This window comes from Pseudomonas rhizophila (assembly GCF_003033885.1).
In the GTDB taxonomy this organism is placed as follows: domain Bacteria; phylum Pseudomonadota; class Gammaproteobacteria; order Pseudomonadales; family Pseudomonadaceae; genus Aquipseudomonas; species Aquipseudomonas rhizophila.
In genome coordinates this window covers 1,115,353-1,138,663 of sequence record NZ_CP024081.1, presented here as the reverse complement: position 1 = coordinate 1,138,663, position 23,311 = coordinate 1,115,353, and the positions used below count along the sequence as shown (strand labels likewise).

At 62.4% G+C, this 23,311-nt stretch carries 20 protein-coding genes; 5 read left to right on the top strand and 15 right to left on the bottom strand.

Annotated features, from left to right (window positions below):
- Window positions 1–109 precede the first annotated feature (109 nt).
- The 5 genes from gspD to gspG are packed head-to-tail and all read right to left on the bottom strand — an operon-like array spanning window position 110 to window position 5,648.
- On the bottom strand, window positions 110–2,464 hold the full coding sequence (gene gspD / locus CRX69_RS05335) for a type II secretion system secretin GspD (protein ID WP_107321672.1): 2,355 nt from the start codon (window positions 2,462–2,464) through the stop codon (window positions 110–112).
- On the bottom strand, window positions 2,461–3,033 hold the full coding sequence (gene gspM / locus CRX69_RS05330) for a type II secretion system protein GspM (RefSeq protein WP_076385236.1): 573 nt from the start codon (window positions 3,031–3,033) through the stop codon (window positions 2,461–2,463). Before gspM ends, gspD begins: the two co-directional genes overlap by 4 nt.
- Window positions 3,026–4,207, bottom strand: a complete 1,182-nt coding sequence (gene gspL, locus CRX69_RS05325; RefSeq protein WP_107321671.1) for a type II secretion system protein GspL — start codon at window positions 4,205–4,207, stop codon at window positions 3,026–3,028. Before gspL ends, gspM begins: the two co-directional genes overlap by 8 nt.
- Entirely contained in the window at window positions 4,204–5,190 is a 987-nt protein-coding gene (gspK, locus tag CRX69_RS05320; RefSeq protein WP_107321670.1) for a type II secretion system minor pseudopilin GspK, read from the bottom strand. The genes gspL and gspK overlap by 4 nt, the downstream gene beginning before the upstream one ends.
- An 8-nt stretch (window positions 5,191–5,198) precedes the next feature.
- The gene (gene gspG / locus CRX69_RS05315; RefSeq protein WP_107321669.1) at window positions 5,199–5,648 is read right to left on the bottom strand and encodes a type II secretion system major pseudopilin GspG; all 450 of its coding nucleotides are present in this window, start codon (window positions 5,646–5,648) and stop codon (window positions 5,199–5,201) included.
- 149 nt (window positions 5,649–5,797) lie between these two features.
- Here gspG and gspI point away from each other — a divergent pair, with 149 nt between their 5' ends.
- Window positions 5,798–6,172, top strand: a complete 375-nt coding sequence (gene gspI, locus CRX69_RS05310) for a type II secretion system minor pseudopilin GspI (RefSeq protein ID WP_047228932.1) — start codon at window positions 5,798–5,800, stop codon at window positions 6,170–6,172.
- 64 nt (window positions 6,173–6,236) lie between these two features.
- On the opposite strand, the gene CRX69_RS05305 is transcribed toward gspI, so the two are convergent.
- Window positions 6,237–6,668, bottom strand: a complete 432-nt coding sequence (locus CRX69_RS05305; protein WP_047228931.1) for a type II secretion system protein N — start codon at window positions 6,666–6,668, stop codon at window positions 6,237–6,239.
- A gap of 115 nt (window positions 6,669–6,783) precedes the next feature.
- Between CRX69_RS05305 and gspH the strand changes: the two genes are divergently transcribed.
- Both gspH and CRX69_RS05295 read left to right on the top strand, forming a co-directional pair.
- A complete protein-coding gene (gspH, locus tag CRX69_RS05300) occupies window positions 6,784–7,236 on the top strand; it encodes a type II secretion system minor pseudopilin GspH (protein WP_047228930.1) in 453 nt (150 codons plus the stop codon).
- Complete coding sequence (locus tag CRX69_RS05295) at window positions 7,233–7,844, top strand: type II secretion system protein GspJ (protein WP_047228929.1); 612 nt, start codon at window positions 7,233–7,235, stop codon at window positions 7,842–7,844. The genes gspH and CRX69_RS05295 overlap by 4 nt, the downstream gene beginning before the upstream one ends.
- A gap of 61 nt (window positions 7,845–7,905) precedes the next feature.
- On the opposite strand, the gene CRX69_RS05290 is transcribed toward CRX69_RS05295, so the two are convergent.
- Genes CRX69_RS05290 through CRX69_RS05280 form a run of 3 tightly spaced genes read right to left on the bottom strand, consistent with a single transcriptional unit; the run spans window position 7,906 to window position 10,059 of the window.
- A complete protein-coding gene (locus CRX69_RS05290) occupies window positions 7,906–8,847 on the bottom strand; it encodes a FecR family protein (RefSeq protein WP_107323235.1) in 942 nt (313 codons plus the stop codon).
- Window positions 8,848–8,884: 37 nt separating this feature from the next.
- The gene (locus CRX69_RS05285) at window positions 8,885–9,430 is read right to left on the bottom strand and encodes a sigma-70 family RNA polymerase sigma factor (RefSeq protein WP_047228928.1); all 546 of its coding nucleotides are present in this window, start codon (window positions 9,428–9,430) and stop codon (window positions 8,885–8,887) included.
- The gene (locus tag CRX69_RS05280; protein ID WP_047228927.1) at window positions 9,427–10,059 is read right to left on the bottom strand and encodes a TonB C-terminal domain-containing protein; all 633 of its coding nucleotides are present in this window, start codon (window positions 10,057–10,059) and stop codon (window positions 9,427–9,429) included. The genes CRX69_RS05285 and CRX69_RS05280 overlap by 4 nt, the downstream gene beginning before the upstream one ends.
- A 204-nt stretch (window positions 10,060–10,263) precedes the next feature.
- On the opposite strand from CRX69_RS05280, the gene CRX69_RS05275 reads away from it, so the two are divergent.
- Window positions 10,264–10,605, top strand: coding sequence for a hypothetical protein (locus CRX69_RS05275; RefSeq protein WP_047228926.1), 342 nt, complete (start codon window positions 10,264–10,266; stop codon window positions 10,603–10,605).
- A gap of 81 nt (window positions 10,606–10,686) precedes the next feature.
- On the opposite strand, the gene CRX69_RS05270 is transcribed toward CRX69_RS05275, so the two are convergent.
- The 6 genes from CRX69_RS05270 to CRX69_RS05245 form a co-directional block, all read right to left on the bottom strand.
- Complete coding sequence (locus CRX69_RS05270) at window positions 10,687–12,036, bottom strand: TolC family outer membrane protein (RefSeq protein ID WP_047228925.1); 1,350 nt, start codon at window positions 12,034–12,036, stop codon at window positions 10,687–10,689.
- Between the two features lie 2 nt (window positions 12,037–12,038).
- Window positions 12,039–13,409 (bottom strand): HlyD family type I secretion periplasmic adaptor subunit, encoded by a 1,371-nt coding sequence (locus CRX69_RS05265; protein ID WP_047228924.1) that lies wholly within the window; start codon window positions 13,407–13,409, stop codon window positions 12,039–12,041.
- Window positions 13,402–15,123: a type I secretion system permease/ATPase gene (locus CRX69_RS05260; RefSeq protein ID WP_107321668.1), complete on the bottom strand. Its 1,722-nt coding sequence runs from the start codon at window positions 15,121–15,123 to the stop codon at window positions 13,402–13,404. Before CRX69_RS05260 ends, CRX69_RS05265 begins: the two co-directional genes overlap by 8 nt.
- 273 nt (window positions 15,124–15,396) lie before the next feature.
- Complete coding sequence (locus CRX69_RS05255; RefSeq protein ID WP_107321667.1) at window positions 15,397–16,047, bottom strand: response regulator transcription factor; 651 nt, start codon at window positions 16,045–16,047, stop codon at window positions 15,397–15,399.
- A gap of 92 nt (window positions 16,048–16,139) precedes the next feature.
- A complete protein-coding gene (locus CRX69_RS05250) occupies window positions 16,140–16,748 on the bottom strand; it encodes a lecithin retinol acyltransferase family protein (RefSeq protein ID WP_107321666.1) in 609 nt (202 codons plus the stop codon).
- Window positions 16,749–16,926: 178 nt separating this feature from the next.
- On the bottom strand, window positions 16,927–22,395 hold the full coding sequence (locus CRX69_RS05245; protein ID WP_107321665.1) for a trifunctional serine/threonine-protein kinase/ATP-binding protein/sensor histidine kinase: 5,469 nt from the start codon (window positions 22,393–22,395) through the stop codon (window positions 16,927–16,929).
- 493 nt (window positions 22,396–22,888) lie between these two features.
- On the opposite strand from CRX69_RS05245, the gene CRX69_RS05240 reads away from it, so the two are divergent.
- The gene (locus CRX69_RS05240) at window positions 22,889–23,266 is read left to right on the top strand and encodes a response regulator transcription factor (RefSeq protein ID WP_107321664.1); all 378 of its coding nucleotides are present in this window, start codon (window positions 22,889–22,891) and stop codon (window positions 23,264–23,266) included.
- Window positions 23,267–23,311 lie beyond the last annotated feature (45 nt).

Genomic DNA, 23,311 nt, shown 5'->3' with positions numbered 1-23,311 from the left:
GCACCTTGTGGGAGCGAGCCTGCTCGCGATAGCAGTGTGTCAGCTTGCATGGATATTGACCGGGTCGCCGTCATCGCGAGCAGGCTCGCTCCCACAGGGCTGGTGTTCATCAGCGAGTGCCTCCTTCAACCGGAACCGCCTTGATCACCGCCCTGGGCGTTTGCAGCCCGGCGGGCGTGGTCTGCGGAATGGCCTTGGCCGAGGCCGGCAGTTGCGGGGCTTGCATGTCCGGCATCGCCCAGCTGCGTTCCGGTTGCAGCAGGCCCTGAGCACGACGCATGAAGTCGTAGCGGTTGAGGGTGATGCCGCGCCCCGCCGCCGTGTCGCGGATGATGTAGGGGCGCAGGAACACCATCAGGTTGGTCTTGGTGATCTGCCGCCGCTCGTTGCGAAACAGCGCACCAATACCGGGGATGGTCGACAGCCACGGCACCGCGTCGTTGCTCTGGCTGTAGCCGTCCTGCAACAACCCGCCAAGGACCATGATCTGCCCGTCGTCCAGCAGGATGCTGGTGTCGATGGCACGCTTGTTGGTGACAATCCCGCTGGCGCTCGAAGCGCGGTTGTCGACGCTGCTGACCTCTTGATAGATGTCGAGCTTGACCGTCCCGCCTTCGGAAATCTGCGGGCGGACGTTGAGCTTCAGACCCACCTCTTCACGGGTCACGGTCTGGAACGGGTTGTTGCTGGTGCCACCGCCGCCGGTGACGTAACTGCCGCTGACAAACGGAATGGTCTGGCCGACGAAAATGCTCGCCGCTTCGTTGTCCAGGGTCAGCAGGTTCGGCGTCGACAACACGTTGGTGCCGCCCTTGCTCTTCAACGCCCGGGCCAGGATCTTGAGGTCGAGGATCTTGCCGATGCCGGGAATGTCCACCGTGCCGTTGACCAGGCCCAGGTTCAAGCCCTGGGGCAACACGTCGATGCTGGTCTTGCCGTTGAGGTTGAGCCCGGTGCCACCGAGGTTGACGCCGCCGATCACGCCGCTGCCGCCCAGGTTACCGGTCTGCCATTGCACGCCGAACTCGCTGGCATCGTCCTCGCCGACCTCAACGATCAGGCTCTCGATCACCACTTGGGCGCGACGCTGGTCGAGCAGGTCGATGACTTCCCGCAGGTTGCGGTACAGCGGGTCCGGCGCGGAAATCAGCAGGGTATTGGTGGTGGCATCGGCCTGGATGGTCACGCCGCCGGCACTGAACGCGGTGCTCTGATCGTCCTGCGGCGAAGCCGAGCTTTGTCCGCTACTGCCTTGGGCATAACCATTGCCAGAGGTCGAAGCGCTACCGCCCGTGGTCCCGCTGGTGCTGGCGCCATCGCCGCTGCTCTGGCCGTTAGTGCTGGCGCCCATGCTGCTGAGCACCGAACGCGAGTTATCACTGCCCTCGCCTTCGCTTTCCCCGGTGAGCAAGCCGCGCAGGGATTGGGCCAGTTTGCCGGCCTGGGCATTGCGCAGGTACACCACGTGCAGGTTGCTCGGGTTGTTCTGGGCGTTGTCGAGCTTGTAGATCAGGTTACGCGCCAGCTCGGTGCGCTCGGGGCTGCCGGCGCGGATGATGATGGCGTTGGAGCGCGGGTCGCCGATCACGTTGATCTTCTGGGTCTGGTCTCCGCCCTGGGTTTCCAGCAACTCGGAGACCATCTGCGCGATGTCCACGGCGATGCCGTTGTGTATCGGCACCACATCGGTGTCGATGGCGCTGGGGGTATCGATGCCTTCGATGAGCTGCGCCACCCGCGACAGGTTCTCGGCGTAATCGGTGATGACGATGGTGTTGTTGCCGGGGTAGGCATTAATCGGGTTGTTGGGCGACACGATCGGGCGTAACACCGGGATCAGGTTCACCGCGTTTTCGTATTGCAGGCGAAAGGTGCGGGTCAACATGCCGTTGCCGGCCGGTCTGTCGGCGCTGTAGATCGGCCCGCCCAGCAACTTGGCGTCGGCCTCAGGCACCACCTGGGCCACGCCACCGACGTCCACCACGCTAAAGCCCTGCATGCGCAGCGCGGCCAGCAGCATGTCATAGGCCTGGTGCGCCGGCACCTGACCTTCGGACACCAGCGTCAGGTTGCCCTTGACCCGCGGGTCCACCAGAAACTGTTGGCCGGTGGAACGGGACAAGGCCCGCACCACCGCCTGAATGTCGGCCTCGACAAAGTTCAGGGTCACCGGTTGGTCACCCAGCGGGCTGCGTGCAGGCGTACTGCTGCGGGGCTCGCGGGCACGGGCGGTGAGATCGACCGAGTGCCGCACCGGCGGTTTCTGTTCACGCAAGGTCTGGGCCCGCTGACGGTCCAGCAGCGCATCGCCGCTGCGCTGAGTACTGCCCAGCGGAATGCCCAGTTCACTGTCCACCAGCAACGGTGGCTGCGACGTTGGCGGTGTGCTGTTGCAGGCGCTCAATGCCAGCAACAGAAACGGCACGCTCTTGCGCCAATGACGCGGGTATCGGGACCCCTTCATGAAGCTTCCTTAGCGCCTTGCGCCTGATCCATGCGAACGGTTCCGGACAGGGTGCCGGCGGTGTTTTCAGTGTTTTCGATGTTGTCGGCGTTGTCGGTGTTGGCCGGGGCCGTGCGCCGCAAACGGGCTTCAAGCACTTGCAAGGAAAATTGCCGTGGACTGCTCAACAGCCAGCCCATCACCTCATCGGCCGGCGCGTCGTTGAAAGTGAGTTGCCAAGCCGCGTCCACGGCCTGCAACTGGTAGTGCTCGCTCAAGCCGCCGGCATCCAGGGCCTGGCGCAGAGCCGCTTCCAGAGGCTGGCCTGACGCCGGGCCGCCGACGTCCCGCAAGAGCACTTCGAGGGCCTGGGTCTGCGCGCGCAACTTCGGCGTTTCGACCTGCCAATACGCAAGGGTTTGGAGCGGTGGCTGGATCAACAGCAACCAGACCAGCAGCCCGCCGAGTACCAGCGCCGCCAGCGACACGGCGCGCTGCTCGCGCACCGCCAGGCCCTGCCAGGACGTCCGGCCACGCGCGCGCAGGGTTTGCCACTGCGCCCATAGCCGTGCCGGGAATGGCTTATTCATCGTCGGCTTCCGTGGGGTGTTCGGAGGTGTCCTGCGCGCCCTGTCCGGGCAAAGCAGCACGCAAGGTCCAGCCCTGGTCATTGGCCGCAACGTCGATGCCGGCCTCGGTCAGGGGGATTTTCCAGTCGTCTGCGGCGGATGCTTTTTGTGCCTCGGCCACGAGCGTCAGGCGTAACTCACCGTTTTCAAACACCAGTTCCTGCACGTTGCCGCTCATGAACGGCATGGCGCTGCCCGCCTGTTGCACCAGGCTGGCGAAGCGTTGCGCCGGGTCCGCCGCTGTGCCGCTTTGGCGCGCGGCGATTTGCTGTCGGGCTTGTTGCAAGGGGTTGAGAATCACCGGCAGTTCGGGAAACGCCTGCTTTACCCGCTGGCTCATCTGCGCCTTGAGTCGTTGGCCCTGGGTGGCCTCACGGGTGGCGTAGAGATTGAGGCCGACCACCCACACCGCCAGCGCCACCGCGCAAAGCGTCGCCGCCCTGCCCCAACCGCCACGCTCGGCCGGGCCATGCGTCAGGCCAGCATGCAAGCCCCAGCCCGGCGCGGCACCAGTCCAGCGCTGGGGGGCGGGCAAGGTTTTGATCGAAACCTGCGGCGGCGAATCGCCCACCCACTGCAGCCCGGCCCCTGCCTCCAATAACCATTCATCCAACGCCTCTTCCAGCAGCGGCTGCACCACCGCGTGCTGCACGCTGTAACGCACCAGCAGGTGGCCGTCGTCGACGCAGGCCACCGGCCCGGACAACACTGGCAGGGCGTAGGCCGCCGGGTACAGCCCGTGCAGGTGCAGGCCGGCCTGGCGCAGCATCCGGCCCAGGGCATCGAGTGACTCTCGGTCGAGCCAGGCAATGTGCACCTGCCCGTCGGCACCGCGCGCGCTGTGAGCCACCTGCATGCGCTCGCTGGCACCGAGCATCAGCGCCTGGGCGGCGCAGTTCACCGCGGCGGTGATTTTCGCTGCCGGCAACTGCGGCAGTTCCAGACGGGTGAGCAAGCTGTCGCGCGGATGGAGAAAACATTCGACCCGCTGCTTCTTTGCACCCTGGCCGAGGTCCCGGAGGTTGCTGTGCCCCTGGTCGCGGACCTGGCCCTGGCGATCGAGCCAGGCGAATGCCACCGGGCTGTCGAGGCTCAAGCTGCCCAGTGGCATCAACGCTATGCGCAAGCGAGTCATACGCCCACCCGTGACCAGATCACCTGAGGCATCCGGTCCTGGCTGCGTTGCAGCAAAGCATCCAGCACGACCCGCCGCTGCCCACTGCGCGCCTGCCCCCGCAGGCGGAACCAGTCGCTGGTGATGCCGACCTTGACGGAGGCCATTTCCAGCTCAGGCATGCGCAGGCGATTGACGAAATCCCCACGGTTGATAAACCAGTGGCCGCCGTCTCGCTCAGCGATCAGCGCCTGGGCCCGCTGCAACGATAACCCCGGCACGTAAGCAGCCAGCACCGGGGCGCTGGCGGTGTTGCCGTTGAGCCAGGTATTGGCCGGCAGAATCGTCACATAAGGCGCCAGCGTTTCCAGCACCTGCGGGGTGACACCCTTGATGCTGCGCAAATCCTGCAACGTGCGCAGCATGGGGCGTGTCGGCGCCAACGGCGTACCGGGAGCATCCGGCGAGGTGCTGCGACCGCTGTCGAACGCAGTGCTCACCGCTGCCTTGTCCGCCAACTCTGGGTTCAACAGCCGTGGGTACGCGGCAATCACCCGCGCGACGATGCGCGCACGTACCGTCGCGGCGATACCCAGTTGCTCGCACAACCGTTCGAAGGTGCGCACCTGTTCCTGATCCACACGTTCATTGGCGACCAGATTGCGCAGGTTGAATTTGCCTTGCTCATCTTCCAGTCGCCCTTCGAAGGGGATGTCAGCCAGGCTGGAACCGGCCATCACGAAAGGGTTGGCCCAAGCCTGACCGAAGCGCGTGAGCGGGTCGCGCTGCCGCGCATCCCACAACAATTGGCGGCTCAATTGCAGGCCGCCCTGCAACCGCGCCGTGCCCTGGATACGCAACTGCTCGGCCTCCAGGCTGCGGGTAAACAGGGTTTGGCGGGTGAGCATGCCCCCGGCGATGACCGCCACCACGGCGGCGATCAGCAAGGCACTGATGACCGCCATGCCCCGCTGCTTCGCCGCGAAGGGCGAATCCGTTCGCATCACGGCCCTTATAACTGCCAGGAGCCGATGTCGGCATTTACACCATCGCCGTCAGGCTGGCCGTCGGCCCCCAGGGAAAAGATATCGACTTCACCATTGGCGCCCGGGTTGAGGTAGTTGTAGGGACGGCCCCATGGATCATTGGGCAGGCGCTCCAGGTAGGAACGCCATGTGCTGTTTTTTGCGTCAGCGGGCCGTTCCACCAGCACCTTGAGCCCCTGGTTCATGCTCGGGTAACTGCCGTGGTCCAGGCGATAGAGTTTCAACGCCTGCATCAATCCGCCAATGTCCTGTTTTGCCGCCGTCGCCCGAGCCTGGTCCGGCCGGTCGAGGACCTTGGGCACCACCATAGCCGCCAGAATGCCAAGAATGACCACCACAACCATGATTTCGATCAGGGTGAAACCCTGCTGCCCGCGAGGGCCTTGGGGACGGGCGTTGTAACGGGCGATCTGCATCTCGACGGTCCTTCGCTGGATTCAATTCGTGGCGCAGTGTTGCAAGAAAATATGTCAGTGATATTGAAAATGCTCAGGAGCTTACGTCGTCAATCGGTCAACAATGGCGGTTAAGCTCGGGGGCTGCCTCCGCCCATAGAGCTCGCGCGATGCCACGTCACGCCCCACAAGCCGGCTTCACCCTGATCGAAGTGCTGGTCGCCCTGGCGATCATCGCCGTGGCCATGTCGGCGGCGGTGCGAGTGGCTGCGGTGATGACCCAAAGCAATGGGCTGCTGCGAGACAAGTCCATCGCACTGCTGGCGGCCCGCAGCCAACTGGCGCAACTGCACTTGGAGGGGCGTTTTGTGCAGGGTTCAAAAGTCATCGAATGCGATCAGGGACGGTTGCTGCTGCGTTGCGAACAGAACCTGCGCCCGGCGGAAAATGGCCGCATGTTGCGGGTTGAACTGACCGTGTCGGATCGCAGCCACGAAGCACCGCCGTTAGCGCGGTTGGAGACGTTGGTCAGCCGGGAAAAATAGCGGCTATACACGGTCCCTTTTGTCGAGTGAGCTTGTTCCCTCGCCGCAAGGGTTCGTCGTGATCTCAAGGACGGGTGAGCGAGGGTAAAGCCACCGAATCCGGCAATCGGGCCAAGGCCAGCCGCGTTTGCTGATTGCCCCGCTCGATCACCACCGCTTGCGCCTCGATCGACACCAGCCGCACCCCATGAGCCACCCGCTCTCCAGCCAGGAAGCTACGAGGTGGGCCGTCGTTGAGACTGAGGATCGCCACAGCCCCACGAGCGCCGGCCAGCACACCGCTGACCTTGATATCCACCGGCGCCGGCTGGTTGGAGAACCATTGCCGTGCAGGGTTATCGGAACGCTCGGCTAACCGTTGCGGGGCAACATCCGGCGTGCGGGATTCAGCCGATGTCAGTAGCAGCGAAGACCAGGTCGCCACCCCGGCCAATGCCGCCAACAGACCGAGTGCCTGGAGGAGTTGCGCCGGGGAAACTCGGTCGATGAACACCATGGTCTGGTTCTCCTTTTTTATCCAGCCTCCAGCGTACGCCTCGATTCTCTCCGTTTTATTTCACATCCTTATCATCTTCACCGTGCAGGATGAATACCGACGCAAAGGAGCGCGCATGAACCTTGGCAAGCAACGCGGTTTCACCCTGATCGAATTGATGGTGGTGCTGGTGATCATCGGCATCGCCAGTGCCGCCGTGGGCCTGAGCATCAAACCCGACCCGCTGAAGTTGCTGCGCCAGGATGCCGAGCGGCTGGCGCAACTGCTACAGCTCGCCCAAACCGAAGCCCGCGTCGATGGCCGGCCGATTAGCTGGCGCTGGGATGCCAAGGGATTCGGTTTCAGCCGTCGGCAGGATCAAGGGCCAGGGCTGGATCGCTTCAAGGATGATCCACAATTGCACCCGCGGCGGTGGCAGAGCCCGTCCATGGAAGTTCATGTGGAACCTAGGCAGCGGGTCGTGTTGAGCGCCGAGTGGATCGGCGCCCCGCTGAACATTCGTTTGTCGGACGGCCAGAGCAGCATAAACGTCCAGCGCAGCGCCGCTGGCCGGGTGCAGATTCAATGAACGACCGGGAGACGGGCTTCACCCTGCTTGAAGTCATGGTGGCGATTCTGCTGATGGCGGTGGTCAGCCTGATTGCCTGGCGCGGACTGGACAGCGTCACCCGGGCCGACAGCCATTTGCAGGCCAGCACCGAACAGACCGAAGCCTTGCTGCGAGTGTTGAATCAGCTGGAACGCGACGTAGCATTACGCGCCAGCATCGAGTTGAGCGAACCGTCAAACCCTGGAGTCGATGACCAGCCCTGGACCGCACCACCCGCCCTCACCGTGCGCAGCACCGAAGGTCGGGGGTTTCGCCTGGATGTGATCCGGGTGGCCGCCGCTCAAGAAGGCACGCTGCAAAGGGTGCGCTGGTGGCTCGAGGGAGACACGCTTTACCGAGCCCAAGGCCAGGCCCGCAGCCGCTACCCATTGCCGGCACCCGGCGCGGGCGTAGCGGTGCTCAGCGAAGTCAGCAACGCAGGGCTGCGTTACTGGGACAGGGAAAAAGGTTGGCGCAAGCTCAGCGGCAATCGCCAGGAAAACCCGCTGGGCATCGAAATCAGCCTGACACGGCAGACGCCACAAGGCGTGGAAAAGTATCGACAGGTGCTGGGGCCGCTGGAGTGAGGGCAAACCCAGTGTGGCCGCGAGCCGGCTCGCGATGAGGCTCATCCGGATAGCGCTGAACTCAGCTCAGCACCACCACCCCGCCCGGCAACTCGGTGCATTTGGCGCCATAGGCATCGCGGATCAACAGCGCCACGCCAGCCAGTTGATCAAGACGGAACCGCGCCTGGACCTTGCGCTGGCCCAATTCGCGATTGAGTAACAGCAACATGCCGGGGCGATAGCGGTTGATTTCGTCGATGACGCTGGCCAGGGTCGCGTCGTTGAACACCAGCACCTGCTCGCGCCAGGCAGTGGCCGCCGACACATCTGCGTTCTTTGGAGTGCCCACCCGGCCGCTGTCGTAGGTCAGTTGCATGCCCGACTCCAGGTGAAAACTCTGGCCGCGCACCTGGACCTGCACCAGACCTTCCAGGCAGGTCGCGCAGACACTCTGGTCGATGTAGCGGATATTGAATCGAGCCCGAGCGGCGCTGATCAAGCCGGCGCCGGCCTGGACGCTGACCGTTGAAGCACTGCTCCCCAACACTTCAACTTCACCGCCGAGCAACACCAATCCTTCCCCTCCTTCGGCCGACTGACGGCGGCTGAGGCGGGTTTGGGTATTCAGCTCAAGACTGACACCCTTGGCCAGTTCCACCCGGCGCTGTTCGCCAACCTCGGTGACGTAGTCGGCAGCGAGTCCGGAAACCCCACCGGGCACCGTGGCGCGGATCAACAGAAAACCTGCCGACGCCGCGATCGCGCCGCCGAGCAACGCCCGTCGTCCGAAATGTCGCGGAGCCCGCAACGCCTCGGCAGCCGGTTGCAGCCCGTGCCACAGCGCCTTGGCTTGCTCGAACGCCTGAGCGTGTTCGGGGCTTTGCCCGCACCAATGGCGCAGGGCCCGGGCATCGGCCACGGTGGCGCGGCCCGAGGTCAGCAGGACCAACCAGTCTTGGGCCTCGCTGGCCAGTCGGGCCTGAGGCGTGGCATCAGGGGAAGCAATGCTGAAGATGTTCAAGCGCACACATACTCACGAATTGGTCTGGTCTCTACTCTCAAGACTGTTTTCCCGCGCCGGGACCGAACCGCTGAATCACTTTTCTTTCCAGGCGCAGGGCGCAATGCCCCAGCGCGGCCTTGATTTCCTTCTCTACCATGCGCGTGGAGATGCCGAAACGTTGGGATATTTCCAGGTGCGGCGCTTCCTCCAGACGCGCGGCAATGAAAATCCTGCGACGCCGCGCCGGTAGTTCATACAGGGCCTTGAGCAGGGTCTGCAATTCCTTCTGCCCCCCCACCACCCGGGCCGGATCCAGCGCTTCATCGGAAATCTGCAGCAAGTCCTCGATTTCGCTGCCGGTGAGCAGGCGAGCATCGGCCTGCCGACGGTCGGCGGCAATGTTCAGCGCCATTCGATAGAGATAGGCACTGGGCTGGGCGATGTCCGGCGTCTCGACCATGCGATCGACCCGCAAGTAGGTTTCATGCAGCACATCGTTGGCCAGTTCCTCGGAGCCCAGGCGCTTGCGCAGGCGCACCTTGAAATCCTCATAAGAGGTGAGGAACAACTTGACCAACGGGCTGCGACCAGAGTGTTTCATCGCCCCAAAACCCCTTCCCCTGCTGTGCACTCCATGCTTGTTCCTGATGAGTCGGGTAATAAAAGCAGGGTTACCGGTTGGCGCAATGAACTGGGCGCCGGGCGGTCGATCCTGAGGTTTTGCAAACTGTTGACCAAGGCCTTGTCACGCATCGGATCGCCTGTGGAACTGACCAGGCGGCTATGCTGAACCACGCCGTCCCGGCCGATCCACACTTGCAGCACCGCCCGAAAACTTCCCGGGCGGGTGAGTGGTGAACGGCACAAGTTGCGCTGGATGACCGTTTGGATCGCCGCCGCATAGTTGCTGTCGCTCAAGCCCGGGGCCGCGCCGGAAGGCAGCGGCACCTCGTGGACCCGCACCGGTTGCAACGTGAACGCATCCGCTCGGGCGTAATGCGCCGCGAGCCCGGTGCCGCGAAGCAACACATTGAGCCCTTGAGAAGCGGTGAACAGTCCCTGGACGCCCAGCGTATGGCGCTGGCTGGATAGTTGCTGATCCACCAGCACCGCCATACCCGTCGCCCGACTGAATTGCTCCAGCGCCGTGGTCAGTTCCTGCGGGGCGATGTCCAGCTCCACCAGGCTGTTCGCCTGGATCGGCGCGGCCAGCAACCACAACAACGCCATCAGCCCCCCCAAGGGTGACCTGGCCAATCCACGCCTGCGTCCGCCCCCGGCTCTGCCTTGCTGCACGACTGACGTATCCGTTGAAAACCGTCATCCTGAGGGCTGTTTATGAATGTCGTATGACAACTGATACAAATCCCTCGGACCCCACTAAACTCGTGCTCTGACAGCGAACCGCCTTCTGGGCGGGCCAGGAGGTCGACAATGAAACAGTGGATGAAAATGATGGCGGGCCTCGGACTGCTCATGGCCCAGCCTTGGGCCCATGGCGAAGAGGTACCGGCGTGTATCGAGGTGACCGTGGGTGGCTACAGAACCGCGGACTACAACTGCCTCAGCCGACAAATGGGCAATGATCCGCAGGCCGCGGCGGCCGCGCAACGCACGCAAGAGGCCTTGAATGTGCCCGTTAACAAACGCGCGCCGAACAGCATCGGCCTGGCGACCCCAGCGGCCACCAGCGTGCGCATGGGTAATACGTTTGGCACCTCGGTCAAGCCCCAGAGACCGCCGGTCCCGGCCAGCCCCTCGCCGCTGCCCAGATAACCCCTGTTTGTGGCCAGGGAACTTGCTCCCTGGCCGCAGGAGTGCGTTGCAACGTTAAAAGTGCTGGAGCCCCTACGCACCTCAAAACAGGCTTTGCACCTGCTCCAGGACTGCGCGGTTCATCTGGCCGGTGTGGGTATGCAGGCTCACATAGCTTTGCAGCATGTCCAGCTTGGTGTTGAGCAGGTCCCGACGGGCCTGGAATAACCGTTGTTGCGCATCAAGGATGTCCACCGTGGAGCGCACACCGCCCTGGAAGCCTTTTTCCGTCGAAGCCAGTGCCCGCTGGTTGGACTCCACTGCGCGCTGCATCGCCTTGCTTTTGGCGAAGCCGGCCACCACGCCCAGGTAATCGGTTTCGATCGTCTCGGCCAACTGCTGGCGTTGCACGTCATAGTCCGACTGCGCACCGGCCAGTTGCGCCTGGGCCTTGGCCACCGACGCTCGCACCGCCCCGCCGCGATACAACGGAATGTCCAGTTGCAGCCCCACGTAATAGGTGTCCTGGCGCGGGTCAAGTTCCTGGTACTGGCGGGTTTCCCGGCGAGTCAACTGAGTGGTCAGTGCCAAGGTCGGATAATGCCCGGCGCGCTGGCTGTCGGCCTGGGCCTCGGCCACTTTCACCGCCGCCAGCCGGGCCGCCAGCTCGGGGCTGGCCTCGCGGGCAATCGCCGTCCAGTACGGCAGGTCCTGCTCGGGAGGGATCGGGCTGCCGGCGGCAAGCTCCTCGCGCATCGGCGCAATGTCATCGATGGGCACATTGGCACGACCGGACAACGCCCGCAGCGCGGCCACGCGACGAGCCTCGGCTTCGGCCTCCTGGGCCTCGACCAGATCAAGCCGCGCCTGGGCTTCATCGATATCGGTGATCGCGCCCTGGCCACCCTCGAAGAGTTTTTTGCTCTGGATGACCAACCCGTGGATGGCGGCTTTTTGCTGGGCGATCAACTTGATCTCGTTTTCCGCCCGGGCGACGTCGAAGTAGCCCTTGGCAACCCGGTCGAACAGCGTCTGGCCGGCGACGTCGAAAAGCTGACTGCCCAGTTGCCCTCGTGCCTTGCCTTCCTGATACGCCGCCCAGCGCGCCTTGTCGTAGAGCGCTTGCTGCGCCGCCAGGGTGACGTTGTTGGCCTGGTAATCGTTGCTGTTGACGTAGCCGCTGTCGTCACCGCCATCAGTCCGCCCACCGCGGCCATAACGCGAAGTCAGCGACACTTGCGGATAGAGGCCGCCACGGCCAATCGCTTCTTCCTGCCGCGAGGCATCATAAGCATGGGTGGCTGACTGCAAAGTCGGGTCATTGAGGCGGGAGGCATCGTACGCCGCGGTCAGGCTCAGGCCACCGTCGGCGGCCCAGGCGACATTGAGCATCGCCCAACTGGAGCACAGCCTCAGCAGCACGCGAGCGCTGTAACGGCATCGGTCGATCATGCTCATTCCTCTTTGAAGGCTGCCAGCAAGCGTTCGCGCAACGGTTTCATCAGGTAATTCATGAAGGTGCGCTCCCCCGTGACCACCGTCACATCGGCCAGCATGCCCGGACGCACCCACAACCCGGCGGCCTGCAACGAGGCGACCGTGTCGGCGGGAATCTCGACCTTGGCGGAGAAGTACGGCAAGTGCGTCTGCTCATCGATCAACTGGTCGGCCGACACCGTACTCACGGTGCCGGTTACCGTCGGCGTATCCACCCGTTGCAGCGCGGTGAAATGCACATGCACCGGCAACCCCGGGCGCAACTTGTTGGCCATCAACGGCTCGAAACGCGCGGTAATCGCCATTGGCGCATCCAGCGGTACCACCTGCATCAGGGTTTGTCCGGCCTGGGCCACGCCGCCAACGGTATGCAGGCTCACGTCCATGACCTGCCCGGCCACTGGCGCACGGATAGCGCCGTTGTCGACTTCAAATTGCAAGGCACGCATCTGATCGGCATAACCGGCCGCCTCGGCGGAGACCTCGCTGAGCTGGGTTTCAGCATCGCGACGAAACTCCTGCTGCACTTGCAACGCCTTGAGCCTGCTTTCGTTGATGGCCTGGCGGGTCCGCCCGACATCGCCCACGCCGGAGGCAATCTGGCCGGCCAGTTGGGCGGCGTTGCGCTCGGCCTCGAAGAGTTTGTTGCGCGGAACATAACCCTCACGGGCCAGCTCGCGCAGGCCTTCGAGCTCCTGTTGCTGAAAGCGCATCTGCGCGTCGTAGTTACGCTTGACGCCTTCATAGCCCTGCAATTGCTGCTGCAGCGCCGCGACCTCGTGTTCGATGATCTGCAAACGGCTACCCAGCTCCGCGCGGCGGGTCAGAAACAACTGGTTTTGCAAGGCCATGGCGGCCTTGACCCGCGGCTCGTCGGCGCGCGCCAGCAATTCAGCCGGCCATTGGATCTCGGCGCTGCCCAGACGCTCGGCAATCAACCGCGCTTCAATGCTGCGATCGTTGAGCAACTTGCCCAGGGTCACGTCCAGTTGCGACTGCGCTTGCACGGTATTGAGCTGCACCAGCAACTGCCCCTGGCTGACTCGATCGCCATCGCTGACCAGCAGCTGGTCCACTACCCCGCCGACCAACGACTGCACCGCCTTGCGCTCGCCCGCCACCACCACGGTGCCACTGCCCACGACACCCTGGTCGAGGGGTGCCAGGAAGGCCCAGAGCAAAAAGCCGCCCAGCGTCAGGACCAGGAAGCCCACACCATACCGCGCAGCACCGCTGGCATCGGTACTGGCGCTGGGCAGGGTATTGGCGTCGAGCACGCTCAGCTGCTGCTCGCTGTGCGCCGATGCAGCCGGGGTCAGATCACGCATCTTCGCCCGCCTCCCTCACCGCAGCGGGCCTGGGCCCCGGCATCAATGCCTTGAGCACCCGGTCCCGTGGGCCGAAGGCTTGTTGGGCGCCGTCCTTGAGTACCAGGATGTGATCGACCACCGCCAGCACATTGGGTCGATGGGTGATCAGCACCACGGTACTGCCGGCGGCCTTGAGCGCATTGATCGCTTGTACCAGCGCCAGCTCACCTGCTTCATCGAGGTTGGAGTTGGGCTCGTCGAGCACAATCAGCGACGGGCGCCCGTAAAGTGCCCGGGCCAGGCCCAGGCGTTGCTTCTGCCCGCCAGACAAACCCAGCCCACCGGGGCCCAGTGGCGTGTCATAACCTTTGGGGAATCTGAGGATCATCTCGTGAATGCCGGCGTGACGAGCGGCGGCAATGATTTTGTCGGCATCCTGCTCGCCGAAGCGGGCGATGTTGTCGGCAACGCTGCCATCGAACAGCTCGATGTCCTGGGGCAAGTAACCCAGGTACGGGCCCAGGGCATCATGGGACCACTGGCTGATCTCGGCGTCATCCAGGCGCACCGAACCGCCGATGGCCGGCCATACCCCGACCAGCGCCCTGGCCAGCGTCGACTTGCCACTGGCGCTGGGACCGACTACGGCAAGCACTTCGCCCTTGGCCAGGCTGAAATTGATCCCGCGCACAATCGGTTGCGAGGCGCCGGGCGGGCCGACATACAGTTGCTCCAGGCGCACCGCGCCGGTGGGCGGCGGCAAGGGCATGCGCAGGCGCTCGCGGGGGTGCTGGGTAAGTAGCTGGCTCAGACGCTGATAGCTCTGACGCCCGGCGTTGAACTGTTTCCAGGAGCCGATGGCAATTTCCACCGGTGCCAGGGCGCGGCCCAGCAGCAGCGACATGGCGATCATCATGCCTGCCGACATCTGCCCCTCGAGCACCAGCAACGCCCCCAGGCCCAGGGCCAGCGACTGTCCCGATATGCGCACGAAACGGGTTGCAGAAGTGATACGGGCACCACGATCACTGGCGTGGGCCTGCGCGGCAATGATGCGTTGTTGCAGCAGGCTCCAGCGCTGGCGCAACGGCCCGAGCATGCCCAGCGCCTGAATGACCTCGGCATTGTGGAGCGTGCTGTTGACATAGACAGACGACTGCACCCCCAGGCGATTGGCTTCCCCCAACCGGGCGCGAGTCGCCAGCTCACCCCACAACGCCAGGCCGATCAGCACCAGGGCGAGCACCAGGGTCAACATCCCGAACCAAGGGTGAAAAATAAACGCCACCAGCAGGAAGATCGGCAACCACGGCGCGTCCAGCAAAGCGATCAGACCCTGGCCGGTGATCAACTGGCGCAACGTCGCCAAATCAGTGAGCACCTGGGCCGGGTTGGCGTTGTGCTCGCGCAGGCTGCGGGCGAAGGCGGCGTCGAAAATTCGCTCACCCAAGGCGTCGTCCAGCCCCGCACTCATGCGAATCATCACCTCGCCGCGAACCCACTCGATCAGGGCACTGAACAGAAACAGCGCCAGGGCGATCAAGGTCAGCATGAACAGGGTGGTTTCGTTGCGGCTGGTCAGGACCCGGTCGTACACCTGCATCATGTACAGCGATGGCACCAGCACCAACAGATTGATCACGCCGCTGAACAGCGCCAGCGACCAGAACACCCGGCGGTAACTTAATAAGGCAGCATCAATGTCATGACGCGGATCGAGTAGAAAGCGCATAGAGAATCAACCCGCAAAGGAATAGTCGGTCCCGGCGCAATCCATCGCGAGTTATTTGCCCGAAGGCGTCAAAAAAAAGTGCGTCATGTCGCTGACGTGCAGCTATCTGGGTCGATCCTCGCCGCTACAGACGCCAAGTACTGACAACGTAACCACGGGTTAGTGCCAGCGTGGGGCCGGTGTTTTCACCTCAATACGGACAGGATGGGGCATTCAAGACAGACGGCGTGCGATCTTGAACCGGCACCGAAGGGGGGGATGCGCTGGCGCAGGTCAACGACCTTGCGCGGTACCCAAAGACTCGGCCATCCGAACGAGGTCGGCGAAAGACTTGGCTTGCATTTTTTTCATGGCATGGGCGCGGTGGATTTTCACGGTGATTTCGCTGAGGTTCATCTGCCCGGCAATCTGCTTGTTCATCAGGCCCTTGGCGGCCAGGGCCATCACCTCTTTTTCGCGGGTGGTCAACGTTGCATAGCGACTGTGCAGGTCCGCAAACTGCTGTTCGATCTCGCGCCGCCGAACGTCGGCCTCAAGCGCGGCAGTTACAGCGTCCAGCAGATCCTGTTCGCGAAAGGGTTTTGCCAGGAAATCCACGGCGCCGGCCTTCATGGCCTTGACCGACATTTCGATGTCACCGTGACCGGTAATGAAAATGATGGGGATACTGGCGTTGGAGGCGACCAACTGGCTCTGGAAATCCAGGCCACTGCTGCCTTGGAGCCGGACATCCAGCACCAGGCAACTGGGGCCCGCTGTCCTGGGTTGGCGCAGAAACTCCGTCGTGGAGGCGAACGTCTCGACACGGATGCCGACGGAGCGCAAAAGATTACTTAACGCCTCACGCATGGAGGCATCGTCATCCACCACAAACACAACAGAACCCTGGCTGCCCGGCTCATCTGACGAGGGATTGCCATTCATGCACGATCCTCTTGGGAGGGGACGAAAAAAGTGTAGCACAGCGTTTTTGCTTGCAGAGTTCGCCCCGGCGGGTGCGCTCGGAGAGCAATAAACTATGCAATAAAGTGTGGTTCCAATGCATCAATCAACGCCAATACATCTCGGGGTCGACGCAAGTAAGCACTGACTTGGGCGCTGTAACTTTCTCCACTGATGCACCAACTGCAAAAGTGTTCGCAGTTATTGGAGAACACCCGATAGCGGTTTTCACCGAGTCTTGAACGCGCCCGATCAACGATCTCACGGCTGGAATAGTTGCATTGCTCTTGAAACCGCCAGACCGGCTTGCCCAGAGCGAAGTGTTCCAGATCAGTCACTTCGATAGGACCCGATCTAAACGAGCTGCTGAAACCCGAGTAATGAGCCACCTCTCCGCCGCCCAGATAAATTCCATGGTGGATATAGAATCGGCGCGGACTGATCAAATGCGCACCGACGGGTATGCTGTCTGCGGACCTCTCGATATCGACCAGCTTCAACGGGACATCCACCATGCGCCCAGGCAGATTGCTGCCGTAACGGGCTGCGGAACACAGATGACGTTCCGGCAGCGGCACACTCAAGCGGTAGAAAACGCTCGTCGTTAACAGTGCCATGCCAATCAGTACTAACGAGCGTAGCGAGGACAACTTATCAACGGTGTTGAGCGTTAAATGATTCATGTTGAATACTCCGCAACCCTTGACCGGTACTCTATCGCGGGGCTGGCGGCGCTTCATTTGTACATGCGATTGGTTTAAGTGACCTCTTTATATACGGTCTTTAAACCTAAGTATGAATAACCTGTTAGGCAGGCCGTTGTCAGCCCAATGTTGGCGCTGACAAAGCTGGGTATGGCCTTCATTGCTGAGCGATGGGCAGCGTGAATTGCACAGTGGCGCCCCGAGGCTGGTTTGCGTGCGCCCGCAGGCAACCGCCGTGGGCCTCGATGATCGAACGACAGATTGACAATCCCAACCCCAGACCGGTGGGCTTGGTGGTATAGAACGAAGTGAAAACCAGATCGGTACTCTGCGAGGCGAAACCTGGCCCTGAATCGCTCACACTCACGACCACGTTTCCACCATCGCCCGGCGCCGCGCGGATCAGCAACTGCCGTTCACCTTCGCCGACAGCACTCATCGCCTCCAACGCATTCATGATCAGGTTGAGCAACACCTGCTGCAGCTCGACACGGTCGCCTTCGATGAAAGGCATACCGTCCATCAATTGCGTCTGTATTGAAGCACCGCTCTTGATGATCTGACTGCGGGTAAATTCGATCATCTCGCTGATCGCAGCGTTAATATCCACCAACCCCTTCTGCGGCGGCGCCTTGCGGATATGCCCGCGAATGCGGCCAAGCACATCTGCCGCTCGATTGGCATCGACGATCAGGCGACCAAGGACCTGCCGGACCTCCTCGATCTCCGGTGGTTGGGCGTTCAACCAGCGCAGCGCGGCATCAGCGTTGAGAATGGCCGCAGCGATCGGCTGATTGACTTCGTGGGCGATCGAGGCAACCAACTGCCCCATAGTCGCGACGCGGTTCGCGTGGGCCAGTTCGGTTTGCACCTCGCGATAGCGACGCTCGCTCTCACGGATTTTTTCCTCCGCCAGCTTGCGCTCGGTCAGGTCCAGCACGAAGGCGACCCCTTCCCTGCTGCTGGCTTCGAACGTCACCAGCCCGACGATGACCGGCACGCGGCTGCCATCCTTCCTGAAATATTCCTTCTCATAGGGACTGGCTTGCCCGGTCAGCAGCGCCTGGGCCAACGAGCGCTCGCTGAGTTCGAGAAACTCCGGTACGGTCAGGTCTCTCCAGCGCAGACGGCCCGAGGTGAGGTCCTCTCGCGCATAGCCCACCATGCGCAGGAACGCATCATTGGCCTCAATGATGTCGCCCTCGGCATTCCAGAACAGAATCCCGATGATGTTGGCGTCCACTAGGCGCCGGATCTTCGCTTCGCGTTCGGCGACCTCGCGGTAAAGCCGGGCATTTTCCAACGAGATTGCCGCCCGGGAAGCCACCAGTTTCAACACGGCGATCCGGGTCGGGCTGAACACGCGGGCGGCAAGGTTGTTTTCCAGGTAGAGCGCGCCGACGAGCTTAGCCTGATTCATCAAGGGCAGACAGAGAATAGAACGAGCTTGTTGCTGACGGATGTAAGGATCTTCGGCAAACGTCCCGGCAACCAGCGCATCATCAAGAAAAACGGTCTCTTGGGTGCGCAGGACGTGATAAAGGATCGACTCTGGCAACAGCGTCGCGCTCACCGCAACGTCGTGCAATTGTGTGGTGTCGCCGCCGGTGGTGACCTGCGCCGCTACCCGGTACTCACCGCCGTCCGGGAGAATCAACAGCCCACGCTCGGCACCAGCCTGTTCAATCGCCGTGAACATGATCCTGTCGATCAGCTTCTCCAGGACGATTTCTCCCGACACGGCTTGGGAGACCTTGAGAACCGTGGCCAGATCAAGGTGGTCGACGAGAGTCGTCATCGTCGTCGGCCCAAGCGCAGGTTCTTCAGTGCTCAACGACGGGTACTTGCTCTCCAGATGTCGCACCTTGCCCTCGGCCCCCCAGCGCAGGTAACCGTAACGGGCGTCCTGCAGATAGACGCGAGCGACCTTGGCAAAGCCGCGCGCCGCGTAGAAGCGCGACGCCAGTTCATTGGCCAGCGCCTCGATATGCACGAAACCGCTCTGCTGCGCGGCGTCGATGGCTTGCTCGTAGAGTAGCTCGGCGTCGATCACGCGCCCTTCGACCCGGGCAATTTCGGCGCCGACCAGCGCGGCGCGACTCGCGAAGTTCTCCGGGCACTGCTGCGCCCAGGTCTGGAGCTGGCGGTGATCGGCGGCCATCGCGACCAGATACTGCCTCTGCTCATCCATTGGGGCGCTGTCACAGCAGGCGGCCCGCGCCAGGGCGCCATAGAAATGATATTCGGCTTCCTCAAAGAACGCCTGGCAAACCCAGAGCAAACGCTGCGCTTTGGTGGCCGCCTCAAGGGCCGATACAGGATCGTCGGCCAGATAGCGGGCCTGCAGTTTTCGGACCCAGTACAGACACTCAGCCAATACCAGATCCGGGTTGCTGGACAAGTGGGCTTCGGTGTCGATTTCGTTTGACGGGCCGCCATCCAGGCGGCCGAAGCCGCGGGTCAACCCTCGCAGCATCCGGATCAACGCCAATTGCGTGAGGATGAAATCGGTCACCAGCCCGAAGCGCACCTTCCTGGCATAGGCCAGGCCGCGTTCGGCCTCGTCCTGTACACCGGCCAGCGGCTCACCGGCGAAGAGCAGATCAGCGGTGAGGTTGTTGCCCGCGTAGGCGCCATAGGGCAGATCACCGATCCGGTTCGCCGCCACAAACGAGCGGCGCAACAGGTCTCGGCACTGCTCCACAGGCTTCATCCAGCGCACGGCAAAGCAGGAAAAGCACAAGTACGTGCTGGCCTCGAATCGCGTCAGACCGCGCTTTTCGACGAGTTCGCAGCCCAGCTGACCAAACCGCAAACCCACTTGGTAATCCCCGAAACGTCTACCAGCGACCCTGAACAAATTGGCATAGAGCACACAGGACGCATCGCAGTTGCCATGCTCAAGACTCAGGTTGACCGCCTTGCAGATCAACAGGTCCGCCAGGTTCGCTTCGCTCTGCAAGGCTGGCGCGAAGAGCTTGCCCAGCGCGTCGAGGGTCGCCAGGGCGGTCGCGTCTTCCATCAGAGGCAAATCGATAAGCTCCTCAATGGTCCGTTCTCCCAGCAAAGTCCCGATTCGATCATACTCGTGGCGCACGTCATCGTCGCTCGGATGGGCCGACCATACGATCCCCACATGTCGCAGGTAGTCGAGACAGACAGCGACCGCACCGTCACTGCGATCCAGAAGCAGGTAGACGTCCATTAGCAGACAAGCGACGCTGGCGCGTTCGATCACCGTCACAGCACGCTTGGCCAGCGCACTCAGGCGCTCGTCCGCGACACTCAGTTGCCCGGAGAGAAACTCGCACTCGGCCCTGTTGAGTTCCAGGGCGAAGATCAACTCATGGTGAGCCCCCCAGGCATCGTCGCCCAGCATCTGCGCCCCGGCGGTGAGGTAGTTGAGCGCTGAAGCAAAGGCTGTCGACGCCTTGGCCCGTTGACCGGCCATCAGGTTGAACGCCGCCAGTTGCTCTCGCTCGTCCTGGTCAGTGAGCAACGCAGCGCCGCGATTAAGCTGGCCGACGATCTCGAAAATCGCTTCCTCGCGCTCCTGAGCGGACGTTTGCGCCACCAGCAGCCGACCGATACGCAAGTGAGCAGCGGCGCGCAAGTCGGCGGGGATCAGTGTGTAAGCGGCCTCGTGAATACGATCGTGAACAAACCCATAACCACCGTCGCGCCGCTCGACCAGTTCCTGGCGAGTCGCCTCCCAAAAAAGCGCGCGGACCTGAGCCTTGGGCACGCCCAGAGCGGTGGACAGCGCCTTGAACCCGGCGACGCTGCCCAGGCAGGCAAGCTGCTGCAACGCATCTTGCGTTTCGCTCGGCAAGCGAACCAGTTTGCCAACCATCAAGTCCACAATGTTGTCCGTGTAGCCCTTGGCATGAATACGATCGGGGTCCCACCACCACTGCCGAGTTTCATGATCGAAAGTCAGCAGTTGCTCATCGGCCAATGCTTGCAGAAACTGGATCACAAAGAACGGGTTGCCGGCGGTTTTATCCAGAACCAACTGCGCCAAGGGCTCGATGCGTTCAGGTTCGTCATGAAGCGCATCGCCGATCAGTTGCTCGACATGCACTTTGCCCAGCGGCGCCAGCGAGATCTCACCGATCTTGCCACCTGCGCGGCGAATGGCCTCGAGTTTGGCAGTCAACGGATGCGAGGCGTCCACCTCGTTGCTGCGGTATGCCCCTACCAGCATCAAATGCCGCACGTCCGAACTGGTCAACAGATCCGCCAGCAGGTCGAGCGTGGCAGCGTCGAGCCATTGCAGATCGTCGAGAAACAGCGCCAGCGGATGCTCCTGGCGGGCAAATACACCAATAAAATGCCGGAACACCAGAAGAAAACGGCGTTGCTCCTGTTGAGGATCAAGCGGCGGCACCGGCGGTGGCTCACCGATGATCAGCTTGAGCTCGGGAATGAGATCGGTCATCAGCCGCGCATTGGCAGCCAGCGCTTGCAGCAAAGCGTCACGCCAGCTCGCCAGTTCCGTGTCGTTCTTGCCCAACAGCGTGCGCACCAGGCTCTGAAAAGCCTGCACCAGCGTTGAATAGGGAACGTCACGCCGATACTGATCGAACTTGCCACTGGCAAAAAGCCCTCGTGGCGGCACCAGCACCTTGTGCAGCTCATTGACCACCGAGGACTTGCCAATACCGGAGTAACCCGTGACCAGCACCAACTCCGGTGCACTGCTTTCAACGACCCGGGAGAACGCCGCAACCAGGGTAGCGACCTCACGCTCACGCCCGTAGAGCTTTTCCGGAATCAGCAGCCGCTCGGATGCCCCCTGCTCGCCCAGGACGAAGACATTGATCTGGCACAACTGCTGCCAGTCTGCCAGGCACCGTCGCAGATCATGCTCGACACTGGCGGCCGTCTGGTAACGTTCCTCGGCGGTCTTGGCGAGCAGCTTCATGACGATCCGAGAAAGCATTTGGGGAACAGAGGCGACCCGTTCGCGGGGTGACAAGGGCTTTTTGGCGATATGGCAGTGTACCCACTCCATCGGATCGGCTGCCGTGAACGGCAACGAGGCGGTCAACATCTGGTACAGCGTGACGCCGAAAGAATAGAGATCACAGCGCGAATCGATCGAGCGATTCATCCTGCCGGTCTGCTCCGGTGCCATATAGGCGAGCGTACCGGCCAGGGTCTCGGGCGCCTGCCGCTCCCGCGGCAGTCGCGAGGCAAGACCAAAGCCGGTAAGCCGGGCTTGCCCGTCGGTGCAGTTCACCAGGATATGGCTGGGCTTGATGTCCTTATGGACGAGGCCGCACTGGTGGAGCTTGCCCAGCGCCGAGGCGATGCTCACGGCGAGGGGTAAAAAGATTGCCGTGTCCATGGGGACGTTGAGCAACTGCACAAGCGGTTCGCCCCCTGGATCCTCGAGCACCAACTGCATTCGGGTGCCGTCGCGCACCATTTCCAGAGGCCGCACCGACCAGCTACTGTTCAGTTCATCCTTGAGACTAAACTCATGAGCCAGACGGTCAATACAGCCGGGAGGCGGTTGTTCGGCGGCAGGCCGCGCTATCAGGACGTTGCGATCGCCCTCTACGCCCAGTCGTGATTCGCGACAGAAAATTCGCTCGCCATCGTCCCATAATACTTGCATGTGGTTATCCATCGGCACGGATCAATCAGTTGTGTTATAGGCCGCACGCTGCCGTTGGGCTGTCGTCCTGTGTCATATCGCAAGTGCCGATGTCGTCGCGTGGGGCGGCTTCCGTGGCTTGGCTGGAGGACCGTTGATGAGGCTGTACCGGGATCCAGAACGGGTCGTGTTGTCAAAGCCTAGATTAGCGCCTCATCAAAGCCCTTCAAGTGATTTCATTGAGCGACAGCGGATTAATCGGCAATGCGCGCAGACCGGCGGTGGCGAATCTGCACCCGGCGATGGGCGCCAGTCTACGCAGGCAACCAGCCGAGGTCAGTTGTACCCGGGTACAGTGCAAGTATCCCCTGGGTTACGCGCCGCCGACCGTGAGTGAACGAATCAGGCCAACGTCGAGCCTTTAGTCTTAACACGCTATACGTAGGTATACTTTTACGCCCTTCGAGACCGCGTATCGTGTAATGACGACAGGCGCTGTCACGAGCGACCCACTATGCACGACACCCCAAAACGCAATACCGCGACGATAGCCGTCGTGGATGATGACGAATCCGTTCGGACAGCTCTGGAAGGCTTGTTGCGCTCCAGCGGCTATCAAGTCCAAACCTATCGCAACGCCCTGGCGTTCCTCGACGCCAACACCCTCGCAGAGACGCACTGCCTGATTTCCGATATCCAGATGCCGGGAATGAGCGGTGTGCAGTTGCACGAAAAACTGAACGCGATGGGTTTTCAGATCCCCACCATATTCATTACCGCTTACCCGCACCTGGGTGCCGACACACCGGGACTGGTTGCCTGCCTGCCCAAACCCTGTGAAGCCGGCCGATTGTTAGGCTGCATCGAAACTGCTGTGCTGCAACGGCACTGATCCCAGTAAGCCCCTCGCCCCTCCATACCTTCGTATATCTCCCCG

Coding starts and splice junctions, on each gene's coding strand:
- gspD (WP_107321672.1), bottom strand. CDS start 2,464: ATGAAGGGGTCCCGATACCCGCGTCATTGGCGCAAGAGCGTGCCGTTT.
- gspM (WP_076385236.1), bottom strand. CDS start 3,033: ATGAATAAGCCATTCCCGGCACGGCTATGGGCGCAGTGGCAAACCCTG.
- gspL (WP_107321671.1), bottom strand. CDS start 4,207: ATGACTCGCTTGCGCATAGCGTTGATGCCACTGGGCAGCTTGAGCCTC.
- gspK (WP_107321670.1), bottom strand. CDS start 5,190: ATGCGAACGGATTCGCCCTTCGCGGCGAAGCAGCGGGGCATGGCGGTC.
- gspG (WP_107321669.1), bottom strand. CDS start 5,648: ATGCAGATCGCCCGTTACAACGCCCGTCCCCAAGGCCCTCGCGGGCAG.
- gspI (WP_047228932.1), top strand. CDS start 5,798: ATGCCACGTCACGCCCCACAAGCCGGCTTCACCCTGATCGAAGTGCTG.
- CRX69_RS05305 (WP_047228931.1), bottom strand. CDS start 6,668: ATGGTGTTCATCGACCGAGTTTCCCCGGCGCAACTCCTCCAGGCACTC.
- gspH (WP_047228930.1), top strand. CDS start 6,784: ATGAACCTTGGCAAGCAACGCGGTTTCACCCTGATCGAATTGATGGTG.
- CRX69_RS05295 (WP_047228929.1), top strand. CDS start 7,233: ATGAACGACCGGGAGACGGGCTTCACCCTGCTTGAAGTCATGGTGGCG.
- CRX69_RS05285 (WP_047228928.1), bottom strand. CDS start 9,430: ATGAAACACTCTGGTCGCAGCCCGTTGGTCAAGTTGTTCCTCACCTCT.
- CRX69_RS05280 (WP_047228927.1), bottom strand. CDS start 10,059: ATGGCGTTGTTGTGGTTGCTGGCCGCGCCGATCCAGGCGAACAGCCTG.
- CRX69_RS05275 (WP_047228926.1), top strand. CDS start 10,264: ATGAAACAGTGGATGAAAATGATGGCGGGCCTCGGACTGCTCATGGCC.
- CRX69_RS05270 (WP_047228925.1), bottom strand. CDS start 12,036: ATGATCGACCGATGCCGTTACAGCGCTCGCGTGCTGCTGAGGCTGTGC.
- CRX69_RS05265 (WP_047228924.1), bottom strand. CDS start 13,409: ATGCGTGATCTGACCCCGGCTGCATCGGCGCACAGCGAGCAGCAGCTG.
- CRX69_RS05260 (WP_107321668.1), bottom strand. CDS start 15,123: ATGCGCTTTCTACTCGATCCGCGTCATGACATTGATGCTGCCTTATTA.
- CRX69_RS05255 (WP_107321667.1), bottom strand. CDS start 16,047: ATGAATGGCAATCCCTCGTCAGATGAGCCGGGCAGCCAGGGTTCTGTT.
- CRX69_RS05250 (WP_107321666.1), bottom strand. CDS start 16,748: ATGAATCATTTAACGCTCAACACCGTTGATAAGTTGTCCTCGCTACGC.
- CRX69_RS05245 (WP_107321665.1), bottom strand. CDS start 22,395: ATGCAAGTATTATGGGACGATGGCGAGCGAATTTTCTGTCGCGAATCA.
- CRX69_RS05240 (WP_107321664.1), top strand. CDS start 22,889: ATGCACGACACCCCAAAACGCAATACCGCGACGATAGCCGTCGTGGAT.